The 12,445-nt window shown below is 31.9% G+C and carries 13 protein-coding genes; 10 read left to right on the forward strand and 3 right to left on the reverse strand.

The annotated features are described in order from the left end of the window. Positions 1-56 precede the first annotated feature (56 nt). The 4 genes from L0669_RS16730 (at position 57) to L0669_RS16745 (ending at position 1,886) form a co-directional block, all read left to right on the forward strand. Positions 57-707 carry a hypothetical protein gene (locus L0669_RS16730; protein ID WP_263758917.1) on the forward strand — a complete coding sequence of 217 codons (651 nt, stop codon included), beginning with the start codon at positions 57-59 and terminating at the stop codon, positions 705-707. A gap of 11 nt (positions 708-718) precedes the next feature. Continuing rightward, positions 719-1,093: a hypothetical protein gene (locus L0669_RS16735; RefSeq protein ID WP_263758918.1), complete on the forward strand. Its 375-nt coding sequence runs from the start codon at positions 719-721 to the stop codon at positions 1,091-1,093. 83 nt (positions 1,094-1,176) lie between these two features. After that, positions 1,177-1,584 (forward strand): VOC family protein, encoded by a 408-nt coding sequence (locus tag L0669_RS16740; RefSeq protein ID WP_263758920.1) that lies wholly within the window; start codon positions 1,177-1,179, stop codon positions 1,582-1,584. An 11-nt stretch (positions 1,585-1,595) separates the two neighbouring features. Continuing rightward, positions 1,596-1,886, forward strand: a complete 291-nt coding sequence (locus tag L0669_RS16745; protein WP_173973232.1) for a hypothetical protein — start codon at positions 1,596-1,598, stop codon at positions 1,884-1,886. A gap of 35 nt (positions 1,887-1,921) precedes the next feature. Here the strand turns inward: L0669_RS16745 and L0669_RS16750 are convergent, their stop codons facing one another. Then, positions 1,922-2,992, reverse strand: a complete 1,071-nt coding sequence (locus L0669_RS16750; RefSeq protein ID WP_263758922.1) for a serine hydrolase domain-containing protein — start codon at positions 2,990-2,992, stop codon at positions 1,922-1,924. A gap of 204 nt (positions 2,993-3,196) precedes the next feature. Between L0669_RS16750 and L0669_RS16755 the strand changes: the two genes are divergently transcribed. From L0669_RS16755 to L0669_RS16765, 3 genes are all read left to right on the forward strand, one after another. After that, positions 3,197-4,273: a calcium:cation antiporter gene (locus tag L0669_RS16755; RefSeq protein ID WP_263758924.1), complete on the forward strand. Its 1,077-nt coding sequence runs from the start codon at positions 3,197-3,199 to the stop codon at positions 4,271-4,273. Positions 4,274-4,477: 204 nt separating this feature from the next. After that, positions 4,478-5,245 (forward strand): T9SS type A sorting domain-containing protein, encoded by a 768-nt coding sequence (locus L0669_RS16760; RefSeq protein WP_263758925.1) that lies wholly within the window; start codon positions 4,478-4,480, stop codon positions 5,243-5,245. 348 nt (positions 5,246-5,593) lie between these two features. Then, a complete protein-coding gene (locus tag L0669_RS16765; RefSeq protein ID WP_263758926.1) occupies positions 5,594-7,156 on the forward strand; it encodes a serine hydrolase in 1,563 nt (520 codons plus the stop codon). A 73-nt stretch (positions 7,157-7,229) separates the two neighbouring features. Here L0669_RS16765 and L0669_RS16770 read toward each other — a convergent pair whose 3' ends face one another. Beyond that, entirely contained in the window at positions 7,230-8,105 is an 876-nt protein-coding gene (locus L0669_RS16770) for a cupin-like domain-containing protein (protein WP_263758928.1), read from the reverse strand. 560 nt (positions 8,106-8,665) lie between these two features. On the opposite strand from L0669_RS16770, the gene L0669_RS16775 reads away from it, so the two are divergent. Beyond that, a complete protein-coding gene (locus L0669_RS16775; RefSeq protein WP_263758929.1) occupies positions 8,666-8,923 on the forward strand; it encodes a hypothetical protein in 258 nt (85 codons plus the stop codon). Positions 8,924-8,986: 63 nt separating this feature from the next. Here the strand turns inward: L0669_RS16775 and lepB are convergent, their stop codons facing one another. Then, entirely contained in the window at positions 8,987-10,594 is a 1,608-nt protein-coding gene (gene lepB / locus L0669_RS16780) for a signal peptidase I (protein ID WP_263758930.1), read from the reverse strand. 233 nt (positions 10,595-10,827) lie between these two features. Here lepB and L0669_RS16785 point away from each other — a divergent pair, with 233 nt between their 5' ends. Together L0669_RS16785 and L0669_RS16790 are read left to right on the forward strand one after the other, a co-directional pair. Continuing rightward, the gene (locus tag L0669_RS16785; RefSeq protein WP_263758931.1) at positions 10,828-11,859 is read left to right on the forward strand and encodes a helix-turn-helix domain-containing protein; all 1,032 of its coding nucleotides are present in this window, start codon (positions 10,828-10,830) and stop codon (positions 11,857-11,859) included. 103 nt (positions 11,860-11,962) lie between these two features. Further along, positions 11,963-12,424: a nuclear transport factor 2 family protein gene (locus L0669_RS16790; RefSeq protein ID WP_263758933.1), complete on the forward strand. Its 462-nt coding sequence runs from the start codon at positions 11,963-11,965 to the stop codon at positions 12,422-12,424. The last annotated feature ends 21 nt before the right edge of the window (positions 12,425-12,445 follow it).

Raw genomic sequence — 12,445 nt, forward strand, 5'->3', positions numbered from 1 at the left:
GTCTACAAAATCATCTTTTTTAAAGAGTAATAAAATTTAATAGAGTAGAGATAGTTATGAATAATGAAATAGGAAAAAATCTTTTATATCAATTTGAAACGACTAGGGCACTCTTTTTAAATAAGAAAGACTTACATCCTTTGTTTGAGCAATTTAAGTCTTTTATTTCTGAAATAAATATAGAAAAACTTACAGTGCAATTTGAATCTGAAGTTGAATTTAATATATCAGAATGGTGGACAAATAAAGAAAAAAATATAGATTTAGACTCAAAATTATTTGCTATATTGTTTACTTATGGGGATTTAAAGGAAAAATCACCGCAAGCACTTGTCTATGGAATTAACCAAATTGGAGCGCCACTGAAAAAACAAGTTGAGACTTATGATTTAGGTTGGCATGAATATGCTGAGGGATACTATGCTTTGCCGGGAGTAAACTTAAATTTTTGCGAAGTCCTGCAAAAGTTGAATTACAGAAATCTTGAAGAAACTCCATATGAGGGAATTGACTGGTATGAATTGGATGGCAGGTTAGAGCTTTTTAGCACTTATAAGTTTGCTATTGCTTATGCGCTTCACGAAAGTTTAAATAGGCTGTTGCAACGAAAAAAATTTACGGGCATAAATTCCATAATGTCATTTCATATTTTAATACAGCAATATGATGAGGATGTAACTCCTTTATTATTAGTAGAGCAAAATTAATTTTATAGTTTATGATTATAGAATGTTACAAATTATTAAAAGAAATAGAAAAAAGACCAGCTATGTGGACTGGCGAGGCAAGCCTTAAAAGTATAAAAATTTTTGTTTCAGGCTATTATCAAGCGCTTAGAGATAATAAAATTGTTGAGGAAAACATCGACGAACCATTTTTTGATTGGGTTGCTAATAAGTTAGGCTATTTTGAGTCAACCGCAGGATGGGCAAATATGATTTTAGCTTACAGTATAGGATTTAAACCTGAAAGTATAATTTGGGAAGAAGTGTTTGATTATAATGTTACTAAAGAACAACATTTAAGATCAATACAAATATTTTATGAGCTTGTTGAACAATTCAAGGATGAGCTTGAAGGTAATTTAGACTAAAAAGTTACTGAATTATATTTTAATTAATTTACTAAATTTATAAAAGCTAAATCTCGACCAACTTTCTAACTGAAATAAACATTATGGACGATCAAAAAAATCAAGCAGATAAAACGACACCAAAAGTAACAGGAATTGGTGGTGTTTTCTTTTTTTCAGACAATCCTAAGGAAACCAGAGAATGGTATGCTAAAAATTTAGGTTTTGATGTTAATGACTGGGGCTCGACTTTCGAATCGAGAGATATTAATAAGCCTGAAGAAATAAGTTCACTGCAATGGAGTCCTTTTAAAAAAGGAGACGAGTACTTCTCCCCTTCTAAAAAAGATTTCATGATAAATTATCGCGTTCAGAATATTGAAGGACTTGTAGATCAGCTCAAAGAAAACGGAGTAACGGTTCTTGATGCTATTGAAACGTATGATTATGGCAAATTTGTTCACATCATGGATGCTGATGGTAACAAAATAGAGCTTTGGGAACCAATTTAAAATAAACTCTGATGGAAGATAATAATTACGATTTTTTGCTTAAAAATGTGGCTTCTCCATTAGATTATTCAGAGGGATATTATTTGGTGTATGTCGAAGTTCCTAAGCCAAGTAAAACGATATCCAATATAATTTCAAAACATGCCAAAATAACCTCAGAATTAGAATTTGGTTATTTATGCGAAGTTCATATGCAGGGTATTCCCGAAATCGCGCGTTCATTATCTTTAAAAAATCATGCTATATATCAAATGGTACGATTGGTTCGATTGTCTAAAAGCTCTGATAACAAGCAAGTTTAAAGCATTTCATATTTCACTAAAAAAAAATGTAACTATTAGTTTTTAAAGTTGGGTAAAATATATTTTGCCATAATCTCAAAAGCTTGTTTCGCTTTAAAAGATCCGTAATTGCCCTGAGTGAAAACAACGGTTAAATTTAATTTTTCGCATATAAAAATATACTGTCCTCCATTTCCCGATGCAAAGAGTAAATTTTCTTCTATATCATTCGTTTTAAGGGTTTCGCGGTACCAATAATAACCATAATAAGCAGGTTGCGGAGTTCCAATTTTGCTTCTGCTGGTTTTCATATACGAAAAATCAGGAATTGCAATATCACAAACTGTAGATTGCAATATCCATTTTTTAGAAATAATCTGTTTACCTTCCCAGATGCCTTTATCTTTTACCATCTGCCCTATTTTAAGCATGTCTATTGGCTTGATATAGAACGAGCCACCGGTCATACCATTTCCGCTTGGATCGATCGTCCATTTATAATCTGAAATTCCCATAGGATCAAATAAATATTTTTTAGCAAAATCCATCACAGACATATTCGTTGCTTTGCGTATTATTCCGCTAAGAATTACCGGATCTACTGAGGTATAAGCCCATACTGCGCCAGGTTTATCTTTCATTGGAATTTTTAAAGAATATTCGACCCAGTTTTTGCTTTTGCTCATTTCGTCTTCACAATCTTTTGTGTCATTAAATTCCTCACAGTCAAAACCGGATTTCATTTCAAGTAAATTTTTAATGGTCATGAGTTTTTTTAATTCATCTTTTTTAAGAAATGGATATTCGGGAAAAAACTCATAAACTTTCTGATCTACATTTTTTATAAATCCTTTGTCTATAGCAATTCCGACCAATAAACTTGCTATAGATTTAAAAGAAGAACGAGAATCGTGAAGAGAATCCCTTTTAAAACCATTAAAATATTGTTCATAAACCAATTGCTTATCCTTTGAAATCAGTACACTATGAATGCCGGGATAATGTTTGCTTTTAATAGAATCTGTCATTTCGCTTAAAAGAAAATTATCCGGTTTATTTTTAGTTTGTCCGGATATACAAAAGCTATTGAATAAGAGTAAAGTATAAAAAAGATAAATGGTTTTCATATTTGATAAGTTGGTTTTTGGCTAAAAAAAATAGATTTCTAATTTTATAAAACAGAAGCTATCAGATGCTAAAGATACTATTATAAATGATGGTTTTTTAAGAAACATACCCCTGTCTTTTTGGTATTTGCGGCAAAAATCCCTATATTACGGAAAATTAAAATGTCGATTTTAAAGTAAAACTATTGACAAAAAAATACATATATGAAAAGATTACTTCAGTGGACCATTATCATTCCGGCACTTGCCTGGATTCTATTTTTTAGCGGACTTGTAGACAACAGCAGCTTTTTTCAGGTTATTGCCAGTATCCTACTTATCCTTAGTGTTATGTCGGCCGTTCATCATTCAGAAATAATAGCAGAAAGAGTTGGTGAACCTTACGGAACCATTATTCTGGCTATATCTATAACCGTAATCGAAGTTTCGATTATTGTGTCTCTCATGCTGTCAGAAGGATCTGCGGCGGCTTCATTAGCAAGAGATACCGTTTATGCAGCCACTATGCTTATTTTAAATGGAATTATCGGACTTTGTCTTTTAATAGGTGGTTTGAAACATTACGAGCAAAACTTTTCTGTATCGTCTGTAACCATTGGTTTGGTGTCCTTGGTTTCTATTATCGTATTTACATTGGTCTTCCCTACTTTTACAGAAAGCGTTAAAGGATCTTATTATTCCATCCCGCAGCTTGTTTTTGCTTCTGGCGCCTGTATTATTATATATGCTTCGTTTTTGTTTGCACAAACTACAAGATACCGTCAATATTTTTTGACTGTTGGTGATGATGAAAATGACGATACAGTCGAACCAATAGCAATTGACAATAAAACATTCTATACAAGTCTTGTTTTTCTTATTGTAAGTTTAGGTATTGTGGTATTATTGGCTAAAACCCTTTCTCCTACTATCGAAAGTATTATTATTGGATACAATTTGCCTAAAACTCTGGTTGGGGTTGTTATTGCAGCCATTATTTTGCTTCCTGAAGCTATTGCAGCGATTATAGCAGCGAGAAAAAACAGGTTGCAAACAAGTATCAATTTAGCTTTGGGTTCAGCTTTAGCAAGTATTGGTTTAACGATTCCGAGTGTTGCCGCGGTTTGCGTGCTGATGGATATGCCGATTATTTTAGGACTTGATATTAAATCGATTGTTTTATTGGCTTTATCTGTATTTACCGTAATGTTATCTTTAAGCAAAGGAAAATCAAATGTTGTCTATGGTGTCGTCCTGCTCGTTAACTTATTTGCATTTATATTTCTGATGATATATCCTTGATTCGATATTTATAAAAAAACTATAAAAACTCCATTATTTCTGATGGAGTTTTTTATTTAAAAAATAAACAAATTAGTAGATTTAGTTTTACAAAATCTTAATAAAAATCGATTACATTTACTATAGCTATAATAATAGCATTAGACAATAATACCGCAGTTTTTAATAAATTTAAAAAATGAATATCAACCAAAAACCAAAATTATGATCAGAAAAATTACTCTATTTACTTTATTTTTAACTTCTACACTTTCTTTTTCTCAAGCAACACTTGAACATTCGTATATCATTAATCAGGATGAAGGCGGCGATCAAAGCTATTTTTTTAATACCGAAACAGCATCGTATCATTATACGTTTGATAGTAGTAATGTTTTAAAAATCTATACCGAAAATCATTCTGTTTATAAAACTTTAACCTTACCAGTTGATAGTGGTTACACGATAAATAATATGTATTTGTTTACAGATAAATTATTCAATTCTGATAATCTTATAGAGTTTTTACTCGTGACGAGAAGTCCGACAGGAACTCACAAAATGTCACTTATAAACGAAAATGGAGTGGTATTGCAGCAATTTGGAGACAAGCAAGATGCGTTGATCGTGAAGACATTATCTAATAACTATAAATTAATTACACAAAAAGCGACCTATGCTTCAAATATCTACACCACAGCAAAAGATGTATATGCGTTAACGGGATCATTATCAGTTAATCAGTCTAAAGCTTTGTCTAAATCATTAGTGGCTTATCCTAACCCTGTAAAAGATGTTCTGAACATTACAAATCCTTCTGATAAAACAGCAGACGCAAATCTTAAAGTGTATTCTATTAGCGGAAAACTGGTTTTAGAAAAAAATATTGCTGATAACAACGAGGATTTTATCAAACTAGATGTTTCCGGTTTACAATCTGGTGTTTATGTATATAAGATTAACGAAGTTTCTAATAAATTCGTAAAAGAATAAAAATATAGAAGTTTATAATTTTAAAAAGCAAATTCAGAACTGCACGTTGCATTATAAACGGTATTTTTTCTGGTTTAAACTAATTAAATACTGTTTTAAAATATATTAAGCTTTCAAAATTTATGATTTTGGAGGCTTTTTTTTGCTCTTTTATCCGTTTATAAAAATATTGTTAATAACTCTGGCAGTAACTTATATAGATTCATTATTTCGATTAAGGATATTTCTTATATTCGTCAGCAATAAATGTTAATTTTTAGAACAAAATACTTATAATTTAAGAATATTGATGCTCTTTTTTAATGTTTAATGAATGACGTTATCAACCCACCAAAAACAGAAATTTATATGAAAAAAGTGAAAATTCGTTTAGCTTCCCTCCTCTTTATGTGCTTTGCATCAACAGCATCATTTGCTCAGTTGTCATCTGCAAAAATCGATTCCTTAATGCAAAATGCGCTGCAAAAGTTTAAGGTTGCAGGAGCCTCAATTGCTGTTGTTAAAGATGGAAAAGTAATACACTCAAAAGGATACGGGATTAGTTCTGTCGAAACAAAAAAGCCTGTAGACGAATACACTAATTTTCAGATCGCCTCTAATACTAAAGCCTTTACAACCGCTGCACTTTCTATTCTGGAAGACGAAGGTAAATTGAAATGGACTGATAAAGTAAAAGATTACCTGCCGGAATTTAAAATGTATAATGATTATGTAACAGAGAACTTCAATATACAGGATTTATTAACGCATCGCAGCGGACTTGGATTAGGGGTTGGTGATTTGATGTTTTTTCCTGACGGATCTGACTTTACGGCTAAAGACGTGATGACTAGTTTTCAGTATTTTAAACCTGTTTCGGCTTTTAGAACTCAATTTGATTATGACAATTTACTTTATATCGTTGCCGGAGAGGTAATTGCAAAGGTGAGCGGTATGACTTACGAGCAGTTTGTACAGCAAAGAATTATAACTCCTTTGCAGATGAATCGCACTTTTGTAGGGAGTTTGTTAAAAGACAAAAGCAATCTTGCAATCCCTCACTCTTCAACATCCGGAACGATCAAAAGTATCGATTTTTATAATATAGCAATGGGAAGTGCCGCTGGAGGTATTTATTCGAATGTTGCCGATATGTCGAAATGGATGATTACACGCCTTAACAAAGGTCAATATGGTGAGGATCTAAAATCGTCGTTGTTCTCTTTAAAAAATCACGACGAAATGTGGCGCATACATACTGTTATGGCTGCAGATCCTAATCCGAGATACAATTCTCATTTTAACGGCTATGGTTTAGGCTGGGGAATATCTGATGCAAAAGGAAACCTAAAAGTAGAACATACGGGCGGTTTGCCGGGAATGTTGTCTATAGTCACTTTGTTTCCTGATCAGAACTTAGGGATTGTAATTTTAACCAATACGCAAGATGGTGGTGCCGGTCTTTTTATGGCGATGTCAAATACTATTGCAGACAGTTATTTAGGTTTGGATGATTTTGGCTGGACAGATAAAATGGCTCAATGGATGAATCAGGATAAAAATACAAGTGATGATGTCACCATAGATACATGGAAAAAAGTGGCTTCGGTAAAAAATACCAAAGTAAAAAATGAAGATTTTATTGGTGTTTACGAAGATCGCTGGTTTGGAAAAGCAGAGGTGTTTTTAAAGGGAAAGCAATTGTGGATCAAATGTCTGCGTTCGCCAAAATTAAGCGGACCTCTCGCTTTTTATGATGCTAATACTTTCGCTGTAAAATGGGAATACCAGGCGATGAATTGTGATGCTTTTGCAACGTTTTCTGTTGATGAAAAAGGTAAAGTTCAATCTATCAAGATGAAAGGAATATCTCCAAATATCGATTTTAGTTTTGACTTTCAGGATTTAGATTTTAAAAGAGTAGCAAAATAAAGCCTCTTAAACAAAAAAGCTCCATTAGAAATAATGGAGCTTTTTGTTTATAATAATGTTAAGATTTAAATAATTATTCTGCCGCCTCAAATTCTGCATTTGTTCTTCGAATAGATTCAGCATCTTTATAATCAAGCCATTCCTGGCCTTTTCTTCTTCGCATCCAGTTATCGTAATACCGAATGATTGCTACGTTTGCAAAACCTTTCCATAAGTTCGAAGGTCTTCCCGGAAGCGACCGTAGACTAAGCGAAAAACCGGGCGTAAGGTATTTCATGTAATGCCACCAGCCTTCGGGCATGTAAAGCATCTCGCCGTGACTAAGATTGGTAATATAAGGTTTAACTTTTTTGAGTGCCGGAAAACGCTCAAAATCAGGATTATCAAAATCAATATCTTCATTGCACAACCAGGAATATGGTAATCTGTACATGTATTTTGTTTCTTTAGGATCTACCAAAACACATTGTTTCTGACCTTCAAAATGCACATGAAAAATATTCGGGAAATCAATATCATAATGCATGAAAACTTTAGCATCCTGACCTCCAAAAAAAACAAGCGGCATACTTTTAAGTAATCTTAGCCCTAAACGTGGCCATTTCATATCAGACTTCATAGAAGGAGCGTCTTTCATCAAGTTGTATAAAAAAATACGCAGATCAGTTGGGCCTTTTTCAAGGATGTCAATATATTCAGACATGGTCATTTTAAAGTCCGGCTCGTTGACTTTTTTGGTATGATCCGTTTTGCGGCTATCATATAAGGGCACTATCTTGTCACCTGCTACCTTTCTGATAAAATCAAAATTCCATTTTGTAAAAGCCGGCCAGTCTTCTATTTGATTGGTAATTATAACAGGCTTTTGTGGCTTGTAGTAATTCTCGATAAATTCTTTTTTGGTAAGTCTTTCAACCCTTTCTATCTGTATATAATGATCAAATGCCATGCGTAATAGGTTTTAAAATTATATGTTGATACAATAAATAAGTAATAAATTGATAGTGAGTATTGTAAATTTATTATAGAACTTTCATAGTAAAGATAAACATTCTTAATTAAAACTTAACCTACATTTTCTTGTTCTAAAAGGTCTTTTTTTTTAGTTTATCTTCAATAATAATATCCTGCAGAATTTATAAAAGATTCCTTCTTCATTAAACAAGATTTTTAAAGAAATATTGCTTTTTTCAATCGTAATTATTGTGAAGATTTATAAGTTATGTTTTCTTTAAAAAAAGGTTTACTGGCCTTTAATTAGCGACTTAAAGGAAAAAATAAAATGAAACAGAAATAGTGAAAAATTTCCAAATCAAATTCAAATAAGTTGATAAAATAGTACGAAAAATATTTATTATATTAGCCACAAAGAAAGTGACTTGTTATTTTAAGCCGTCTTAAATGAGTTTTATTAAGATCTGTTTATGAATGATTTAATTTTAATTCAAAACAAAAAAACTGAAAGAATATAACTAAATTTCCAAACCAAATTAACCCAAACCAATTTTTATGAAGAAAAATATTTACGAAGAATTAACCAACGAAAAATTATTAAAGAAGAGAGATTTATTTAAAGGTGTTTCGATAGGCTTTGGCGTTATTTTTTTATTAGCCATTGCTGCAATTATCTATATTTTTAGTGTAAAAGGCATTAAAAATGTTTCTATCGCAACGCTTATTCCGGTTTTTACATTACCTGTCGTTTTTATGCCAATACTTATCAATTTAAGTTTATTGAATAAAGAAATTAAATCAAGAAATCTGTAATTTTTCTGAAGACAGAATCCATAAAAAAACTCCAAAATCAGCTGACTTTGGAGTTTTTTAAATTTATGCTTTACGCTTTTTCTTTATTATTTTACTGCCAATGATATAAAGTGCTATAAGTACTAAAAAATGTATTAAATAAGACTTAGGTTCGCCGTCTCCGTTTGCTACAGAGAAAACGCGATTCCATCGTACTTTATTGATTCCTTTGCCGTCTTTATCCCAACTGAACCAAATAAAAACCGGTTTACCTATCACATGATCAAAAGGAACATATCCCCAAAATCTGGCATCTAAAGAATTTTGACGGTTATCCCCCATCATCCAGTAATAATCTTGTTTAAAAGTATAAGTGTTACTAACTTTTCCGTTTATAATGATCTCGTTACCATGAACTTTCAAGGTGTTTTTTTCGTATTCTTCTATAATTCGCTTGTAAAAAGGAAGTGATTTCAAATCTAATTTTACAGTTTTTCCTTTCTGAGGAATATAAATTGGACCAAAGTTGTCTATATTCCATCCCAATGAAGGAATGTGCGGAAAAACACCTCCATCCTCTCCTTTTGGCGATAAATTTTTAGTAACTCCTTTTACAACCGGATTATTGGCAATGGCGGCAGCTTCTTTATCTGTTAAAGTCAGGAAATATTGTCCTGTGTTGGTAAGCGCAAAATCTCCGTTTTCGTATTTCATCCCTTCTCTGGCGCCATATCTGTGCACAAGAGCATCCTGACTAATAGTTTGTCCTTTTGTGTCTACCAGGAAATTGTATTGTGCTTTTGCACTTTCAGGCAGTTTGTCTAGTTTACCGTTGATGTAAATATTTCCGTCACGAATTTCTAAAGAATCGCCAGGCATTCCCACACATCGTTTTACCAAATTTGTTTTTTTGTCAATTGGCTTGTAGTAATTTCGATCCGGTTTAAAATTGTCCATATCACGCAGCGTGTCTGCAGGCTGATTGAAAACCACAATTTCATTGCGTTTGATTTTTTCTAATGATGGAAACCTAAAATACGGTAATTGAAGCTTATTAATTAATGACGTTTCTTTTTGGGTAAAATCGTCATTGAATAAATATGATTTAAAACCCGTAAGTGGAATTGAGTCATGTACCATAGGCAATGCCACTGTAGTCATAGGAGTTCTTGCACCAAAATTGATCTTGCTAACAAACAAAAAATCTCCGGTGTACAATGTTTTTTCTAATGATGAAGACGGAATCGTAAAGGGCTGTATCACATAGGTATGCACCAATGTAGCGACGATAATAGCGAATAAAAGAGAACCAATAGTATCTTCTGTATTTGATTTTGGCTGTAAATCTCTGTTCTCAATATAAGTTAGTTTCTCAGAAGTGTAATTTAAATAAGTAATATAAAATCCTAATGTTATCAAAACTAAAACAATATCCAATCTTGAACTTTTTCCGAAACTTTTGATAGTTTCAATCCAGACTATCGGAATCATCAATAGATTTATAATAGGCACAAAAAGCAAGAAAACCCACCAGCGCGGTCGATTTATAATTTTCATTAAAATAATTAAGTTATAAATTGGAATAAAGGATTCTAACGGCTTTCTCCCTGCTTTCGCGTAAAGTTTCCAGGTAGATAATCCGTGAATAATCTGCATGATTAAAATAAAAATGAGCCATTCTGATACATTCATACTTTGAGTTTTATTAATTGTTTTTTCTTAACTGATATGATATAAGTAGTCTTTTGCTTAAATTGTTACATAATCTATTTATAAATAATAAATAAAGTTTTAGAGCAAGAGCATTTTAATTACAAAATGCAAAAGATTTATTTCTGACTGAATCAGAAGAAAGTTAATAAAACGTAGTAAAAATATTTCTTATATTCGCCTGAGATCAGGTCAAAAATTAATGAAACAAAATAATGATAGAGTCAAACCAGTTGCTTTTCTTTTTTAGTGCTTTAGGAGCTTTTAATGGTTTTATACTTTCGATTTATTTTGCTATAAATGCAAAAAAGAAAAATTTTACGAATTATTTTTTATCCCTGCTCCTACTGGTTTTAAGTATTAGAATTTTAAAATCAGTATTCTTCTTTTTTAATCCGCATTTGTCGAATATTTTTATTCAAATTGGACTTTCTGCCTGTGTTCTTATTGGTCCTTTTCTTTTTTTATATCTAAAATCATATCAAAAAGAAGAAAAATTAAACTGGAAAAAACATGTTATTCCTTATTTTGTAACTATAACTATTTTGGGATATTTTTATCCATATGTTGAACATCGTGAAATCTGGAGCACTCGAATTGTGTGTGTTATCTATACGCAATGGTTCATTTACATTATTTTGTCTTTAAAATACCTTCGTCCTGTTTTTCGAAAAATCAAAGAAAAAGAATCCTTAAAAAGATTAGAAGTTTGGTTTCTTGGTATTTATTTTGGCGTTGCATTTATATGGCTGGCCTATGTTATGACGCCTTATACCTCTTATATTGTGGGCGCTTTATCATTTACATTTATTTTGTATCTCATTATTGTGCTTTTAATTTTTAAAACCAACAGCGAGTCTACTTTTTTTAATGAAAAAGAAAAATACAAGAACAAGGAAATCGACAAGGAAACTTTAAATAATATCGATCAGAAATTATCTGTAATAATTGAAAAAGAACTCTTCCTTAATCCGAATTTTAGCCTTGAAGAAGCTGCAAAAGAACTCAAAGTAACAAAACATATCTTATCACAATATGTCAACGAAGTATTGGGTAAATCCTTCTCCAGCCTGATTAAGGAATACAGAATCGAGAAAGCTAAAAAGTTATTAGAAAGTCATAATAATTATACTATCGAAAATTTAGGTTACGACAGTGGTTTTAATTCAAAATCGGCCTTCTTTACTGCCTTTAAAAAAACAACCGGCTTAACTCCTGCCGAATACCAAAAAACCTGCCTGAAATAAGTTTATTTTTATAAAATCAGAGTTCTGATTTATAAATTAAAACCTGCAAAGTATTCATATCCTGCATATTTGCACTCATTATTAATTATCTAAAATTTTAAAAATGAGAAAAGTGTTTTTATTTATTTCCGTTATTGTTTTGTGTTTAAATGTCAATGCGCAGATCAACGAGACTTCGAATGATTTGGCTTTGATTGAAAAAACGATCAATTTATACATAGAAGGACAAGCCACAGGAGATTCTACTATGGTGGGTTCGTCATTTCATAATACCTGGCAATTGAAATATTTTGCCGATAACGAAATTAACGTTGTAACCAAATCAAAGTACATCACTGGCTTTAAAAAACACGACAGACCTAAAAACTGGTCGGCACGTACTGTATTTGTGGATATAACGAACAATGTGGCCATTGCAAAAGTAGAAATCAGTACAGCAACACTGTTATTTGTAGATTATTTTCATTTTATGAAAACCAATCAGGGTTGGTTAATTGTCGATAAAATTTCGGCAAGAACACCTCATAAATTGGTTGAACCGGCGGCACCAAAAGCTAAGTCATAGATAACTCTTCTTTCAATTCAA

It is taken from the genome of Flavobacterium bizetiae (assembly GCF_024271895.1).
Classification (GTDB): Bacteria; Bacteroidota; Bacteroidia; order Flavobacteriales; family Flavobacteriaceae; genus Flavobacterium; species Flavobacterium bizetiae.